25 protein-coding genes are annotated in these 14,696 nt (G+C 39.8%); all 25 read right to left on the bottom strand.

Annotation, left to right across the window (positions count from 1 at the left end; translation table 11 throughout):
- Window positions 1–269: 269 nt before the first annotated feature.
- On the bottom strand, window positions 270–710 hold the full coding sequence (locus tag M2919_RS07660) for a hypothetical protein (protein WP_248848564.1): 441 nt from the start codon (window positions 708–710) through the stop codon (window positions 270–272).
- Between the two features lie 2 nt (window positions 711–712).
- The gene (locus M2919_RS07655) at window positions 713–1,315 is read right to left on the bottom strand and encodes a hypothetical protein (protein WP_248848563.1); all 603 of its coding nucleotides are present in this window, start codon (window positions 1,313–1,315) and stop codon (window positions 713–715) included.
- Window positions 1,315–1,683, bottom strand: coding sequence for a hypothetical protein (locus tag M2919_RS07650; RefSeq protein WP_248848562.1), 369 nt, complete (start codon window positions 1,681–1,683; stop codon window positions 1,315–1,317). Before M2919_RS07650 ends, M2919_RS07655 begins: the two co-directional genes overlap by 1 nt.
- Before the next feature lie 5 nt (window positions 1,684–1,688).
- Window positions 1,689–2,123, bottom strand: coding sequence for an HK97-gp10 family putative phage morphogenesis protein (locus M2919_RS07645; protein WP_248848561.1), 435 nt, complete (start codon window positions 2,121–2,123; stop codon window positions 1,689–1,691).
- Window positions 2,116–2,445, bottom strand: coding sequence for a phage head completion protein (locus tag M2919_RS07640; protein ID WP_248848560.1), 330 nt, complete (start codon window positions 2,443–2,445; stop codon window positions 2,116–2,118). The genes M2919_RS07645 and M2919_RS07640 overlap by 8 nt, the downstream gene beginning before the upstream one ends.
- The gene (locus M2919_RS07635; protein WP_248848559.1) at window positions 2,445–2,978 is read right to left on the bottom strand and encodes a hypothetical protein; all 534 of its coding nucleotides are present in this window, start codon (window positions 2,976–2,978) and stop codon (window positions 2,445–2,447) included. Before M2919_RS07635 ends, M2919_RS07640 begins: the two co-directional genes overlap by 1 nt.
- A 26-nt stretch (window positions 2,979–3,004) precedes the next feature.
- Window positions 3,005–3,277 carry a hypothetical protein gene (locus tag M2919_RS07630; protein WP_248848558.1) on the bottom strand — a complete coding sequence of 91 codons (273 nt, stop codon included), beginning with the start codon at window positions 3,275–3,277 and terminating at the stop codon, window positions 3,005–3,007.
- 4 nt (window positions 3,278–3,281) lie between these two features.
- On the bottom strand, window positions 3,282–4,208 hold the full coding sequence (locus tag M2919_RS07625) for a hypothetical protein (protein WP_248848557.1): 927 nt from the start codon (window positions 4,206–4,208) through the stop codon (window positions 3,282–3,284).
- A 16-nt stretch (window positions 4,209–4,224) separates the two neighbouring features.
- Window positions 4,225–4,812: a phage scaffolding protein gene (locus M2919_RS07620; RefSeq protein WP_248848556.1), complete on the bottom strand. Its 588-nt coding sequence runs from the start codon at window positions 4,810–4,812 to the stop codon at window positions 4,225–4,227.
- 111 nt (window positions 4,813–4,923) lie between these two features.
- A complete protein-coding gene (locus tag M2919_RS07615) occupies window positions 4,924–5,127 on the bottom strand; it encodes a hypothetical protein (RefSeq protein WP_248848555.1) in 204 nt (67 codons plus the stop codon).
- Window positions 5,128–5,136: 9 nt separating this feature from the next.
- The gene (locus M2919_RS07610) at window positions 5,137–6,063 is read right to left on the bottom strand and encodes a phage minor head protein (protein ID WP_248848554.1); all 927 of its coding nucleotides are present in this window, start codon (window positions 6,061–6,063) and stop codon (window positions 5,137–5,139) included.
- Entirely contained in the window at window positions 6,002–7,522 is a 1,521-nt protein-coding gene (locus M2919_RS07605; protein WP_248848553.1) for a phage portal protein, read from the bottom strand. Before M2919_RS07605 ends, M2919_RS07610 begins: the two co-directional genes overlap by 62 nt.
- Window positions 7,523–7,536: 14 nt before the next feature.
- Window positions 7,537–8,790 carry a hypothetical protein gene (locus tag M2919_RS07600; protein ID WP_248848552.1) on the bottom strand — a complete coding sequence of 418 codons (1,254 nt, stop codon included), beginning with the start codon at window positions 8,788–8,790 and terminating at the stop codon, window positions 7,537–7,539.
- Window positions 8,787–9,248 carry a helix-turn-helix domain-containing protein gene (locus tag M2919_RS07595; RefSeq protein WP_248849494.1) on the bottom strand — a complete coding sequence of 154 codons (462 nt, stop codon included), beginning with the start codon at window positions 9,246–9,248 and terminating at the stop codon, window positions 8,787–8,789. Before M2919_RS07595 ends, M2919_RS07600 begins: the two co-directional genes overlap by 4 nt.
- A 217-nt stretch (window positions 9,249–9,465) precedes the next feature.
- Window positions 9,466–9,777: a hypothetical protein gene (locus tag M2919_RS07590; protein WP_248848551.1), complete on the bottom strand. Its 312-nt coding sequence runs from the start codon at window positions 9,775–9,777 to the stop codon at window positions 9,466–9,468.
- 202 nt (window positions 9,778–9,979) lie between these two features.
- Window positions 9,980–10,198: a hypothetical protein gene (locus M2919_RS07585; RefSeq protein WP_248848549.1), complete on the bottom strand. Its 219-nt coding sequence runs from the start codon at window positions 10,196–10,198 to the stop codon at window positions 9,980–9,982.
- 11 nt (window positions 10,199–10,209) lie between these two features.
- Entirely contained in the window at window positions 10,210–10,728 is a 519-nt protein-coding gene (gene ssb, locus M2919_RS07580) for a single-stranded DNA-binding protein (RefSeq protein ID WP_248848548.1), read from the bottom strand.
- On the bottom strand, window positions 10,721–11,212 hold the full coding sequence (locus M2919_RS07575; RefSeq protein ID WP_248848547.1) for a hypothetical protein: 492 nt from the start codon (window positions 11,210–11,212) through the stop codon (window positions 10,721–10,723). The genes ssb and M2919_RS07575 overlap by 8 nt, the downstream gene beginning before the upstream one ends.
- A complete protein-coding gene (locus tag M2919_RS07570; protein WP_248848546.1) occupies window positions 11,212–11,583 on the bottom strand; it encodes a hypothetical protein in 372 nt (123 codons plus the stop codon). Before M2919_RS07570 ends, M2919_RS07575 begins: the two co-directional genes overlap by 1 nt.
- A gap of 24 nt (window positions 11,584–11,607) precedes the next feature.
- Complete coding sequence (locus M2919_RS07565; RefSeq protein WP_248848545.1) at window positions 11,608–11,844, bottom strand: hypothetical protein; 237 nt, start codon at window positions 11,842–11,844, stop codon at window positions 11,608–11,610.
- 208 nt (window positions 11,845–12,052) lie between these two features.
- On the bottom strand, window positions 12,053–12,208 hold the full coding sequence (locus M2919_RS07560; RefSeq protein ID WP_248848544.1) for a hypothetical protein: 156 nt from the start codon (window positions 12,206–12,208) through the stop codon (window positions 12,053–12,055).
- On the bottom strand, window positions 12,192–12,386 hold the full coding sequence (locus M2919_RS07555; RefSeq protein ID WP_248848543.1) for a hypothetical protein: 195 nt from the start codon (window positions 12,384–12,386) through the stop codon (window positions 12,192–12,194). The genes M2919_RS07560 and M2919_RS07555 overlap by 17 nt, the downstream gene beginning before the upstream one ends.
- Window positions 12,387–12,390: 4 nt before the next feature.
- Window positions 12,391–13,224 carry an ATP-binding protein gene (locus tag M2919_RS07550; RefSeq protein ID WP_248848542.1) on the bottom strand — a complete coding sequence of 278 codons (834 nt, stop codon included), beginning with the start codon at window positions 13,222–13,224 and terminating at the stop codon, window positions 12,391–12,393.
- The gene (locus M2919_RS07545; RefSeq protein WP_248848541.1) at window positions 13,193–14,026 is read right to left on the bottom strand and encodes a conserved phage C-terminal domain-containing protein; all 834 of its coding nucleotides are present in this window, start codon (window positions 14,024–14,026) and stop codon (window positions 13,193–13,195) included. The genes M2919_RS07550 and M2919_RS07545 overlap by 32 nt, the downstream gene beginning before the upstream one ends.
- A 2-nt stretch (window positions 14,027–14,028) precedes the next feature.
- A complete protein-coding gene (locus tag M2919_RS07540; RefSeq protein WP_248848540.1) occupies window positions 14,029–14,691 on the bottom strand; it encodes a putative HNHc nuclease in 663 nt (220 codons plus the stop codon).
- Between the last annotated feature and the right edge of the window lie 5 nt (window positions 14,692–14,696).

The following is a 14,696-nucleotide window of genomic DNA, read 5'->3' as shown; positions in this document are numbered from 1 at the left end:
ATCAAGAAGTTTCTTCTCTGTTTCCGCTGTCACTGGTTTTGCTTTTTGTTTCTCGCGAAATGACTTCGATTTTTGTTCTTTTTTGAAATCTTTGAAAGGTTTTTCCATGGACGTGTGTACCCACATCTCCCAAAGTAATTCCTCGCGTTCCTGGTCCAATAAATAAAAAATATAGTCCGCTGTTGCTTCTAACGTATACGTTTTTAGTAGCTCTAGCGGACTAGCGTACCTTTTCCATAAAAGGTCTTTTATTTTGTACTCGCCATCTTTTAGGCTAATAAGGACGCGATAGATGAGAAAAAATCAGCAAGTTCTTTCTTCTTAAAGAAAGCAACTAATAAAGCGGTGTAGTCCTTCAAATTTAAATCTTGAATCTCTGCTACTTCCTTGTCCGTTAAATCTGCAAGCAAACCATTAATTTCAGGCTTGATAGATTTAATGTTTAACAATACTTTTTGTAACATGTTTGCTGCTACTTCCATTCCACGCTTTTGCGCTTCTTTTTCCGCTTTAGCTTTAGCCTTTGCTTGTAATTCAAGTTCTTTCTTTGTTGGCTCTTTCTTTTTATGATCCATCGGCACCACTTTAGGTGTTGCGTCCACATTGTCTTCAAACATCTTAATAAACTCGTCCTTGATGTCTAACTTTCCAACGATACCTAAAAGAGTGAATAAGTCATCTCCTTTAAGTTCTCTCATTTCTAATGTCATGCTTAAGCTCCTCCTACTGTGTCAGGGAATAAGATTTTCCATGGGAATTCATCGGCAGCTAATTGCTCATAGCTTGCGTGTGCTGTGATTGTTTGTTCAACCGTCGCTTCGTTATTGTCTTCTGTGGCCATCTCTAACGGACTAGTAACCAAACCATTATCTAATTGGAAAATAACCGGCTTTTTCGTTCCGTTGTGGATCCCGACGACTGCGATTGTTGGAATATAGTCTGCTTCTTCTACATAGCGCTTAGTTTTGATAACTTTATATCCTGCCGGCGCGTCTTCTGCGTCTGCTTCCTTGATTGTTCCGTTTAAGCTACGACGTAAGTTCTCAGCTGTTAATTCTTTTAAGTTTGCGGTAACGGTCGCTGTTGCGGACTCCATGAATTGCAATCCCACGACGTCCATGATGTATGTTCCATCTACTTCTGGCTTGCGGTACGTTTGTTCAATGTTTACTGTTACCCCACCACTTGTTGCGCCTAACGGAGTACCTGTAAATCCACCTTCTGCGCTGTATTCAAAATCTGTAAAGATAGTAGCAGCGTCAATGATAAAGTTTTCGGTTGTCTTTTTTGTATAACCTGTTTTTGGTAATGCCATTATTTATTCCTCCAGTCTACTTTTACGTAAAACCTTAAATTTCTACGTTTTAAATTTTCGTCGTTCGTTGGTACTTTATTTGAGCCCAGAAAGCTGAAAATAAGGTTTACTTCATTCGTCAATTCGCGTCTAAAGATTAAACCGTCCTTTAATTTCATTTCTAGCTCGAACAAGCGTGTGTAGCTTGCATTTGAATCAAACACATCAATATCTAAGTAAAAGCCTTCCTGATTGCGTTCTATCGCTTCACTGTCAAAGTCAAAGGTTGCGTAAGGATAGACAACTTTTTCTTTGCGGTTTCTGTCGTGATAGATTTCCGTGTGAATTCCCTTGAGAATCGCTGTCAGAGTTTTTAGTAAGTCAATCATCTATCTCACTTCCCCTTGAATCTGGCGCCATATTCATTGCCTAAAATTTCTTTTACTTGGTTCTTGTTTTGTCGGAATCCATTCCTCATGAAACGCTGTGGTTCTTGCCCCCAAGTGAAGAACCATTCGCCGGACGGGTCTTGGTAAACCCACCCACCTTTACGACCGGCTCCGTTTTCTGCGAATTCACCGGTTCCAAACTCGACGTAAATTCCGTATTGAAGCGGCGTTCCGACTTGGCCTTCGATTCTTCCGCCAGTTTGCTTGATTAAGTGGTTAATAGAATCACGTAGCCCACCAGTCATAACAGGCGTACCTGATTTAACCGCTGATTCGATTAACAAAAGCACCTTTTCCATTCCAGCTTCGCTTGCTTCTTTCATTTGTTTCTTAACTGTTCCGATGTTGCTTTTGAATGTAAACTTTGACCTTTTAGCCATCTAGCACCCCTCCAAACTTTAAATAAAGTTCATTGTGGTGTTGGATGTTTACCGGGTCATCGGCGTACGTGATTTCATACCATCGGTTTGATTTGTCCAGGATCCGCATATCATCTGTGATTCCTGCTTGATATTGCGGAATAATTAAGACGTGCGTTGATTCCTCTATAAAAGCGTTCTGTACGTTGGTTAGGTCTGACCCTTGTAATAAGTCTATGTAACCGTCAAAACTCTTGTAATCGCTCCACGATTCGTTAAACCCACCGATACCGTCGTCGACTTGTGCTTTGCTTTGCGCTTTTAACTTTTGTGGTGCGTACATTAACCCCACCTCATTTTCTCGTACTTCTTGAGAAAGTTGAGTTTGGCTGCAGGGAAGCCTTGTGAGTTATCATTTGCGTTTACGTCGTAATAAGTCACGCTCATTCGTGCGATGGTTTCTGATTTAATGCCCATTTTGGCGCCCATTTCCTTGTTCCATTTGATTAGGCCTTCCACTCCGTAGCGAATGTCTGCTGGATACTCAATCTTAGTAATAAAGCCAGTTGGAAAAGTTCCGTTAAAGAAATTAGGCTCTACACATGTGATAAACGTCTCACTGATTTCTTTTATCGTGTACAACCCGTCGTTATAACTAGAATCGCTCATCTGAATGGTGTCGCCGACCCTTAGTCCTACTGGGGTAGTCCCTAGATTGATTGTTTTTTCGTCCGTAATCGTAAAACCCAAGTAACGAACTCGCCAATTTTGAAAGTTGTTATTAGTAATTTGTCGGACCATTTGTTCGTATGCATCTATATCATTTTGAGTAATGTTCTCATCGATTTTTCTTGCGTCTTCTAAGCTAATAATCATTTTGCCACCCCTTTGAAAGACGTTGATTACTCGCCTTTTGCTTTTTCATATAATTCTTTGAGTTCAACGTTCGAAGCATTGCCTTTCGCTGGTACTCCTAATTCTTTAAGTGCTGCGAATAGTTCGCTTCGTGTTAATTCCTGCGTTGATTCTTCTTGCGGTTCCTGTTCGTCCGCTTCTTGCGTTGGTTCTTCTTGTTGAATCACTGGCTTCACTTCTTTATAACCTAAAGCTAAGAGGTGCTCGATTTCTCGAACATCCTCTTTAATCTTTACAACATTGTCTTTTACTAAAATCATAGAACTAACCTCCTACGGTTGGTTTGAAGTTCGCGTACACTTTCTCAAGTTTGTTTTTAGGAATCCACAAGTCATGGAACTTGCGATAGTCCATGCGCCAAGCGTTGGCACTTTGATTGGTTAACGGATCGAATACGCGCACTGTATCTGTTTTGCTGACAGCGACTGGTGCGTCTTGTGTTGTGATTAACCAGTTAATGTCTTGTGCGCCTTCTGCAGTTACAAATCCACCTTTTTCTTGGCCACCAGTCTTTCCATCTTGGAAAACAAATTTTGATTTGAATAACTTAGAAGCTACTTTGCGTAATGCGTTGCCATTAACTGCTGTCAAGCGCAAATCTAACCCGCCTTGTTTCAATACCGCTTCACTTGTTAAATTTTTGAAACGTTCGTTGCTAGCTAACAACTGAATCATTAATGGGTTTAACGTAACAATCACGTTGTTTTGTTCACCGATTTTATCTTCTAATGTAGCTAAGTCTTTAAATAATTCATCTAATGCGTTTGCTTCTGTCAGTTCGATGTCTCGGCTGTTTCCTGCATCTTTTGCTAATGTTGCGATTTTTGAGTAACGGAATGCATCAATTTCAGGGATTACTTGCGTACGTTGAAACTCACCCATTACGCTTCCGGCAGTTGCTACAAAGTTTGTTTCGTCCACTTCCATCGCATCTAAATGGAATCGACGACCGCGGTCTTGTGTTAATTTATGTGTGTCCCACGTCAACGTTACATCGCCATCAACGTAACCCGTTTGACGATTGTAATCTCCTAATCCGTCCATGATCATTGATGGAATTTTAACTTCATCCCCACCGTTGTATTTTACTTGTCCTGCATTTGCTTCCATCCAACCTGTTGTGGACTCTTGCACTACTTGTTTATCTAATACTGGTTGAAAAATTTTACTGTATTCTAAAGTGTTTGCCATTTCTTTTTCCTCTTTTCTATGTGTTTTGAACACCCACTGCCGCTTCAAATGCAGCGAGTGCTGTTGCTTCTGGAGTTGGTGCTGCTCCGCCTTCTAGTTTTGTGTCAATTGGCTTATAGCCGGCTTGACCTTCTTTTGGTGCCTCTGCCGCCTTGAACCAGTCAGGATTGGACTCTTGTAAACCTTTAACCTTACTTTCCAGGTCTTTGATTGCACCGTTCTCATCAAGTTCAACATCGCCTAACTTAAACATCATGTACTCGATGTCTGTTGCTCCTGCTTCACGTAATGCGTCTTTCAATGCGTATGTCTTTTCGATTTCCGCTTGTTTTGCTTTAGCTTCTGCAGCTTCTTGTTGATACTGTGTAATCTTGGCCGTTGCGTCCTCATTGTCTTTGACTGCTTTTTGCAAGTCTTGGACTAACTTATTAGCATTGGCCAGTTCTGTATCAGTTTGTTCTTTTTGCTCTTTTAGCTTGGCTAAGCGTGTATCAAGGTTTTCTTCGTTTGCGATATAAAATTTATTTTCAGGCATGCCATCGACAATTGAATTCACTTGTTCTTCGCTAAGCCCTAAGCCTGTTAAATACTCTTTAAATGTCATGTCTTCTCCTTGCCACTACCCTTTTTACGTGGTCGGGATCACGTGTGGTTTGCCGTTTACGCTCGGCAATCAGCGAATTAAGTAGTTTAGCGACTTGCTCAGGTCGGTTGTTTATTCGTAATGTTTTACTCTAACACCGTTAATCATTTCTGTTAGTCCGTCTGGAGTGCCTTCTGGTGACGGTGTCCAGTCGGTCATTTCGTCCACGTTGTTAAAATCTAGCGTTGATGGGTTCGCTATCGTTTTGTTTAAATCACGTATCTCTTTGCGCAACGCTTTTAATTCGTTCAGCATTGCTTTTTCGTATGGCGTCATTGCTTCCTCCTAGTCTGCGTTCCTAGCGCCCCACATGCTGTTACTCCATTCTTCGTAGCTCATAAATGGCACGTAGTCCTTATTAACGTTATCTTTTCTTAATTCGGGCGATATGCCATTCACTTTGATAATCGTTGTGCAGCGGCAGTTGACGTCCTCTTTAGCTACTCCGAATAATCGCGGACCTTCTGCTTCGTAGTTATGTATCTTAAATTTTTTTTTGATCCCCACAGTTTGGCCATCAAGAATTTGGTGATCATGTCTAGTCTTGCGATCTAGAGTAGCAAGCCATGTTTTCTCCATCTTGATTCCTAGCTTTTCCGATTCTTCGTAGCCTTTTTGCGTGGTGATTGATTGCGTTCGTCCGGCTTCCGTTCTAGCAATTCTTAATGATTGTTTGTAACTGGCTTCCGTTAGGTCCGATATGCGTTTAGCTATCACTTTGTAACCTTCACCGCTTAACATGCCGTTAATGATTGCGTCAGACGTTACCTTGGCTAATTTCTTGCAGTTTTGGTATAAGCGTTTCGATAGCGTCTTGCCTGCTACTGGTTTGTTGACAATCGTTGCGATGTAGTCGTGATTAATTACGGGCATACCCATTGTGATGTTTTGTGACTGCTCCAATTGGTACCACACTCCGTTGTAACCTTGAATAGCTTGGTCTGTGGAGTAATCTTTAATGATGTCTTCCACCTTTGCTCCGGTCGTCGTTAGAATGTTATCCATCTCTTTTGCCACATTGAATAGTCGCTCGACTTCTAACCGCTTAGAAAAAGAAAGTTGATCGTATGCGTTGATATACATTTGAAGACGCTGTTTAATTTCTTTCAGCGCGTCTTTGTATGTATTGAATAACTGGCTATCAACTTCCTTATACTTGCGCTCCGATAACCGCTCCAGTTCCTTCTGCCACTTGTTCAGCTCCGTTGCCATTTATCAACACCTCCTCCGGGTCTGTGTCGTCTGCTAGGCCGCTTGTGTATTCTTGCGTTTCGATAGCTTCTTGTACTTCCTCCCAGTTGAGTTCGAACTGTTCACAGATAAGTTTTAGAATAGTTTCGTCATCCAGTCGGGTGGCAGCAGTTAGAATCGTATTAATTAGAATCTGTTTCGTTTCAGCTTCTGCTTTTTCGTTGTTGACCAGATCGTTTTCATTGACCATCACCTCGCGAGTGAATGTGAACTTAACTTCGCTTGCTTTGTAGCTCGTGTTATATCGCCGGTTAATGTCATCTACTACCATCTGATTTATCCACTTCATCATTGCTTGAAGACGGACTTCTGTTTTGTTTGCTTTCATGTTTAGAAGTGTGTAGCGGCTTTTAATCACAATGTTTGTAATGTTTCCATCGCCAATCTGCGTAGAATCAAACGCCATACCGAATTTGTAGATGTTTTCCTTGTCAATCTCCATCTTGGTTTTGCGTCCTTCAACTGGAATTGTAACGGTTTTGATGTCAAGTCCACCGCCTGTCCCAGTTCCGACTACTTTCTTGCCTTTGATGTTTTGGCGTAGTTTGCTTAAATCGTCGCCCTGGAAGCCTGATACCACGTAGATTGCTTCTGCAAAGTCTTGCAAGTTGTTACTCATAAAAGCATTCATTAAGTCGTAGTCATCGATTAGCGCTTTAATCGGTCGTAAGTCTGAAAACTCCTTCTGATTGTTCTTGTAACGATAAAAAGGAATTTGACCATAATCTCTACTGGCCTTCTCTCCCACTTCGTTCTGTGCGACGATATGCGGTTTCGGGTTCATCTCTCGTTCGGCATCAACTTTAAATGCTTTTCCTTTTTCCGCTTTGAAGTACCACGTTTGCTTGTCGTCCCACACTTCGGCAATAGTTATAGTGATTGCTTTGCCTTCCTTGTAAATCTCTTTATCGTAGTGACGACATAAGCGTTCTAATTCATTTGCGTCATTGTAAATAGGGAACACGCATAGCGAATCAGCCACCTGGAAGCATAAGCGGTCATTTGAATTTGTTCGTGCGTAGACATATTCAAACCCTTTCTGACTTCCACCCTCCACCACTTCCTGAAGGAACAATTGAAAGTCCTCGTCGTAGTATTCTTCTAAATATGTATTTAGTGTTTCATCTTCCGTTTCAAACGCCATATCATTGGATAATAGGTATTGTGTTTTCTGGTCCACTTGCTCCGTTAGGAATTGATGAGGTATTCGAATGTTTGAAGCGAACTTATCCTCGCGAAGCACGCCATTATCATCAATATAAAACACACGGTTCTTTAAGATGTCATGTACTCCGTCGTAATACCGGACGCCTTCCCTAGCTTGTTCCTTCGCTGGAGATGACCTATCTTGTGCAATAGCCGCTTGCAATCCTTCGGCAATTGTCTTCGGGTTATCACTCAATAATTGATTTTTATCCATGCTTGACCTCCTTTCTAATACAGCCACTTGGTTCGCGACTTAATTTGTCTGATTAAACTTGCGGCACTGTCCGGTGCGTCGTCGTGTTCGGCGTTTTCGGTGTAGTCGAGTACCTCGCTCATGTAGTCCGGGTCAGTATCGTCTATCCATTCGATTTGCTTCCAGTACTTTCTTAGGTACGTTGCAATCTTAATCATTTTGTTTTGGTTCTCATGGTAGTCCTCGACAAACAATCCTCTATCGCGTAATGCTTTAGCTAGATAACCTTTATCTGCGTTCGTTTCGGCATACACAGTGCCTGCGCGGTAGTGCGTATGTAATGCAATGATTTCATCGATACAATCATCCACATGCTTGTTCCAACGCTTGCCATATGCTACAAAGCCTTTATCAGTTTCTTTAATGATTGTGAAGGCTGTCCCATCTTTACCGCCGTATGCTGCGTCAATATGACATAAACCGTCGTATATTGCCGATGCCTTGTCAATGTAGGTCGGTGCCGTGAACATTGCGTCTTCGTTGGCGATGTGTCGTAGCTCGTAGTTAGCTGCGAATAGTGAAGGTGTCATGCTATCTCTTAATGCCTGCAATTGTTCCTTGCTGATTAGTCCTGTTGAGTAACAATCGAATTTCTTCACGTTAGGCATCATTGAGATGGTATCTTCCTTGTGCCACGGTGTCCCGGTGTTAATGAAACGTCCGCCACGGTTCTTAACGTTCTGTAGTTCCTGGTATTGAAGTTTAGTTCTTTCACGTTCCGCACGACTTACACGGTCAACTACGTTAACAATGTCATCCGTTATAACGATGTCTGCGTGTTTCCCTGTAATCGATGTATTGATACCCATACCGACTAATTGAGATGTTCCTTTTGAGTTGGTATGCAGGTTAGTATCTATTTCACCGTTTGTGTCTTTTACCAGGACTAACTCAATACCGTATAAAACAAAAACAAGCTTTCGGATATGGTCGCTTTGTAAAATCTTTGATACCTGCTTAACTATCTCGATTACGTCTGTGTCTGTCTTACGGAAAAAGATAATATTCAAATTGGGAAATAATACAATCATCAATGCAATAGCCAATGCCAGGGCAGTCGTCTTATATGATCCACGATGGGCCAATAGTGTTTGATCATCTTTATCAAATAGAAACGATTTAAGCCATTCGTTATGTAGTTCGGTTAAATCCATAAAGCCTACCCAGTGACCAAACTTATAAGGCTCTGTCTTGATTAAATCTAAGTAACGTTTTTGCTGTGCGTTCATTTGTTATTACCGTTCAAATAGTTGTCAATCTCTGTCGCAATATTGGCCACATTGAGATTGCCTGTGACTTCTGTTTCGTGTCGGTCACGCCATTCAGTACGCTTGCGATTCTTCAACCAAAAGATTTGAGCGGTTGTGTTTGGCGGCGCGTGTTTCCTAACTACCTTTGTAACTATTAATTTTCCGTTTTCGTCCGGTTCTTTCGTCACTTCGTCGTAATAGTAACCACTTGCATTTTTAAACAGTGCGTTTTCCACTTGCCTATCAACAACTTCTTTACCTCTCTTTAAGGCGTCAGAAATGTTAGAATACTTTTTCTTCCATTCGTACAAAGTAGGACGTCGTATACCAATGTTATGAGCTATTTGTTCATCGGTGAGGCCATCTCGTGCCCACCCTTCAATTTTCAATAGACCTTCCGGCGTTATCCAATCTAAGTATTTTCCACGTGGTCCCATTTTGGGTTTCTTCTTTGCCACGACCTCACCTCCTCTTAAATAAAAAAAGAACCAGCGAATGAGCTAGTTCTCTGTCCTCCCTCCGAGTTTCGGAAGCTAGACCCCTTCTTTCATCATTGTAAGATGAATCGTGAGTCTGGAATTGACTATTTATTGACTAAAAATTGACTCAAAATTGACTATTTATTGACTATTTATTGATTTTCTATTGACTTTTTTACATTTCTCCTAATTCTTTTGCGAGTTTATATAAAAATTCAGTGTGTGCTCTACTTAGTTGACTTGGATGCATGCCACATTCAAACGCTACCCCTTGCCAGGTATACCGACGGGGCTTTGAAAAATAATAGAGTCTAATAGCATCTCTCAAGCTATCATTCCCGCTTTTATTCAGTAGTCTTGTAATCGCTTCTTTGCGTTCGATCATGACATCCCTTTTCTTGCAGTCTTCTAGTCGCTCAATTTGTGCATCATAATACGGATAATCAAATAAGATTTCCTGTAGTTTCGCTTTCGTTCCTGCTCTCAATGCGTCACTTCCTTTTATTTTGTGTACCGTTTGCGATTGCCTTTGCCTCTAGCCTGCGCTTCTTCTTTTTAATTTTCGATTTCTTTTTAGTCATTCCGTTCCTCCCGCTCCTTTTTTCGGCCTTCCTCAAGCCCGACTCCATAGCCGACCAAAACTAATAATATACCGACAAAAATATTGACTCCTAAACTCATAACTTTCACTACCTCTCTAATTCGTTCATAAATTCGTGTAATGGTATTTGTTTCTTGCCTGATCCAATTAACATTTCTATATCTTGATAAATTTCTCTTTTTGTTTTCACAGAACATTTATATCGCTTAGCGAACTCTTTTGCGTCCTGTCGTTCTACTACACAGAACATCCCCTTCCGTTCATTGATAATAAGTGATTCGCGCTGTGTATCTATTATTTTAAACATGCTTTACCTCCTTAAAATGGCAAGTCATCATCATTAATTTCAATCTTGTTACTACGTCCAAATGGTTCACTATCTGTATTAAAACCTCTTTCATCCAGTCCAGGCATACTACTTTGTCTAAACGTCTGATTTTGGTTCTGTGTGTTGTTAAAATTGTTTTGGTTATAATTCCCCTGTTGGTTATTTTGGTAGCCACCACCGCTGTTATCTTGCCGTTTTTCGAGCAACTGAAAGTTATCAGCAACAACTTCTGTTACGTATACTCTTTGGCCTTGCTGATTCTCATAATTTCTTGTCTGGATCCGACCTGTGATTCCAATAAGTGTTCCTTTTCTTGCGTAGTTTGCTAGATTCTCTGCTGCTTTTCTCCATATCACACAATTAATGAAGTCTGCTTCTCTTTCTCCGCTTGCATTAGTAAAGTTTCTGTTTACTGCCAATGTGAAACTTGCTGCCGCTATTCCGTTACTGGTATATCTTAAATCCGGATCTCGTGTCAGACGGCCAACAAGTACCGTATTATTAATCATTTGTTTCTTCCTCGCTTTCTGTTAAAAACATCTTTTCGTAAACTTCTTTATCATGTTTGAACTGCATTAAGCTATTGGCGTGATACACACATCCATTTTCGTCTTCTATAGCCGGTACTCCTGTAGCAAAACTGTTGTATAACTTTTCTTTACAGTTAGGACATTTACTAAAAGTGTTCCCCCACGTTGAATTTCGAATTCCTTTAAAATTACAAGTAGGACAATTAATATCAACTTTCACTTTATCTCCTTTGAACAGGTACGCCGTATCTTTCAATTCATTCTTTTTTTCTTCAAAACTATATTTATCTGGTTCTTGCTGTTCGAGTTGCTCGGATTTCTTTTCATCCGCTTCATCTCTTACAAACAACGCTTCAAAGTTTCCAGTAGCCAATTGGTGTGCCATTACAATTTCTTGTGTAGTTAGCTCTCTATCCGTTTTTAATGTGATTGTTAATTCTTTGCCTTGTATAACTGTTCTCATTATCTTTCTTCCTCCGCTTTGAGTTGTTTTACTAGATTTATTAATTCTCTTTGCACAAATCTCATATCTCTATAAGTATTAAAAATAGTATGAGTGTAATTAAAGTTCGGCACTAAATCGCCAAAATGAGCACAATCAAACCCCAGCGCCCATTGACCTTCCAGCCAGTCACAATATGTGATGCCGCCATGAACCTTTAAATCATTCTCAAGACTATTTGTCGCATATCTTTTATGTTTAAATGGTATAAATACATAGCCGCACAAATGTCCCATTCCAGAAACTCTTTTTATCAGACATTGATAACCTTTATACTGAAACTCTTTCCTGTCGCCCTCTGATGTTATTTTTTTTGCTAATTCCTCATTCATTGTTTCCCTTCCCCTTTTACTAAACTAAGATTCATCAATAACATAGTTCTTGCCGAATTCCTTTATAATGATTGGAACCCCTTCAACATCTGTTATCTTTCGCGTCCATTCTTTACACACGAACGTTTGATACGCACGATTAAACTCTTTATAAAACTTTGGACTCATATAAACCGCTCGTGCTACTCGTTGATACTTTCTTGCGGACCCAATCACTTGCTTCATATCGTTATAAGTTTGATTGTATTCTTTTAGATTCATGCTTTTACTCCTCTTTATCGTTTATAAACACTGCAATGATGGCCAACAGAATACCCACGACTATAAAAACGAATAGAATATTTAAGATTAGTAATAAAAATTTAATCATTGATCTTCCCCCAGTTTATGTATTTCTATCTCAATTCTTGGATCTAGCGAATATAATTTTTGTGAGCTTACTGCTGCTATTTGGTCATTCAATTCTCCTTTACAAAACTTCATCTATCATGTAATCCATGAATACTATGCCTTTATCGAGCACGTAGCGAACGATTTCAATACGTACTCCCCAAAACTTCGCTACATCTTCAATACTCTCAAAATAATCTGTATATCCTGTTAGCAAGTCATACGTGAACAACATTCACATCACGCTCTCTTAAGGCTCTCATTCGCTCTCTCGTGCGTTTAATTCGTTCATCTGATAGTTTGATACGTTCGTCGATAGAGACACAGTTACACTCTTTAAATGTCGTTATACCTGTTGTTACATTTGATTGAAATTGAGCGTGTCTGCCGTAGCATTTATTACACATTGTCATCCTCCTAAAATTCAACGTTTATCCGCTTGTCTTTTGTATCTTTGAATGAAATAACATGTCCTTCTGCTCCTCTGAACATTCTTGAAATCAACTTGCTATCATACATTTTTGTTAATTCCTGGCTGTTTAAGTTCGTTGTGATGATTGTTGGTTTCTCTTGACGGCCGTTGACGATTGCGTACAGCGTCTTGGTTATGAAGTTTGAGGCTCTTTTATCACTGTCGATCGCTCCTACTTCTGCTCCTAAGTCGTCAATGACTAATAAATCTGCTTCTGTTAAAAGCTGTATCATTCGTTGCTCTGTGTAGCGACTGTCCTTGTTATTGAAACTGTCTTTAATTCGGCGCATCAGTTCATCAATTGAAACAAACAAGCATTTTCGGTAATGATCACTGTGCTCATTCACGACTTTCAGCATGCTCATTGACAAGTGACTTTTCCCTGTTCCTGGCTTGCCTGTGAAAATCGTGTTGTATGTTGCACCTGCAAAGTATTCTCTAGCAATCTTTAATGCTAGCTCTTTATTTCTGGCTGTTTCTTCACAGTCTGTTCTGTAACTATCAAAGCCAGCTTTCTTCAAAGTCGCATCAAGAAATACTGAATATCTCTCTAGCCAGTGATAGGTTTTGCGTTTAAGATGCTCTTTCATCGCCTTATCTACAATTTCTCTATCTCGTTTAGCGACATCTTCTTTGCTACACTCCATACAGATAGGTTCTCTTCCAAAAGCTGAAATTAGATTAATTTTATGTACGGGGCATATTTCGTCAGTTTCTTTCAATTTTTCTTGCAACATATTACCTACGTTAGAAAAAGTTGTCGTATTCTGATGTGTCACGTTGACTAGCTCCTTTCACTTGATTTTCGTTCAAATATTCCTCAAATTTAGGTCCGAAAATCGTAGACGGCCTTACGTAAGTACTTGTTAAAGTTCCGTTACTGAATTTCTTTCCTGGCACTAGCCAATCAAAGCACTTATTGTCGATAACCTTTTTAAAGTCATCTAGTCTGAAACCTTCATTCCATCTAGCTTTAATCAATGCTCTAGTCTTTCCTGTTGTATGTTTTAGATTTTTTTTAGTTTTTGAATTAAAGTAATTCATAATTTTTTCATAAGGGATAGGCGGTTCGGCTTTGCCGGACGATATATCTTTATCTATCTCTTTATCTATATCTAACTCTTTCTCTTTCTCTATCTCTGTGTCACATTTTTGAACATTGTTCGCACAATGTGACGGAGCTTCTAATCGTTCATTTTTAGTAGCATCTAATGTTCGCTTTTTTCTCATTCTTCTAGCCGATTCTGTTTCATTCCCAATCATTTCATTAATTTGATTCATGTATATCTCACCTGTTTCGAGTCTTGTTACTAATCCAATGTCGAGAAAAGTCTTCATCGCGACTGCAACTGTGTCAACAGATGTATTTGTTAGCTTAGATAAAGCGTTTATATCGTAAGGAATCAGTTTTTCCCCGACGTAGCGGACTAAATAACCTTCGTTGCTAATAGATTTTAAACAAAGCTTTAGATAAAAAATGACATAATCTTTGCCGTTATCTTGTTCTTCTAACCAGGTAACTGTGTCATCTTCAAAAAAATTTTCATTCAACTTCAGCCAGTAATAGCGCTTATTACTCATCCTTATCCTCCAATCTTAAATTCCTTCACCTGTTCCGGCGTTAACTTGATAGGAACCAGTACATATTTTTGCATAAACTCGGTTAGCCCTATATTGTGCTGTTCCTGGTGATGCTCCCTACACAGTGTCATAAATCGGTGTTTTGAGTGGTCTATTTTCTTTCTGTTTCTACCCATTCCTACCGCTTCATAATGGGCCATATCCGCATGTGGTTTTCCGCATACAAAGCACGCTCTGTGTTTCAAATAAAGGAATAGAACTCTTGTAATATCACTTGCTAAATGGAATTGTTGATACTTAAACGGTATTTCATTTTCAAAACAAAATTCGAGTATGTATTCTATAAATTCCCCAGCGAAAACTTGGCTAATTTCATAGTTTTTCATACTGAACGTTTCAATACCTTTCTCGCCTGAAAACATTGCCTTTAATAGCTCTTTCACCCACTCTTGTGGGTATCCGGTGTACAAGGATATGTCATTAAACAAACCGTGTATCATGCCGTTTTGTGCCTTGGTAATATTACGCTCGTCAATAACCCTTATAATGCTTCTTGGATTTTCTTCAATCGATAATCTTTTAGCTTCGGCAATATCGAAGTCACGATCCAACTTGAAAGTGACTTCATCGCCTTGGACTTTGATAATTCGTCCTTCATACTCCATTTCGC

The sequence above is a fragment of the Vagococcus lutrae genome (assembly GCF_023299185.1).
GTDB lineage: Bacteria > Bacillota > Bacilli > Lactobacillales > Vagococcaceae > Vagococcus_A > Vagococcus_A lutrae.
Note: the sequence above shows the minus strand (reverse complement) of the source record. Positions and strands in the feature narration are given on the sequence as shown.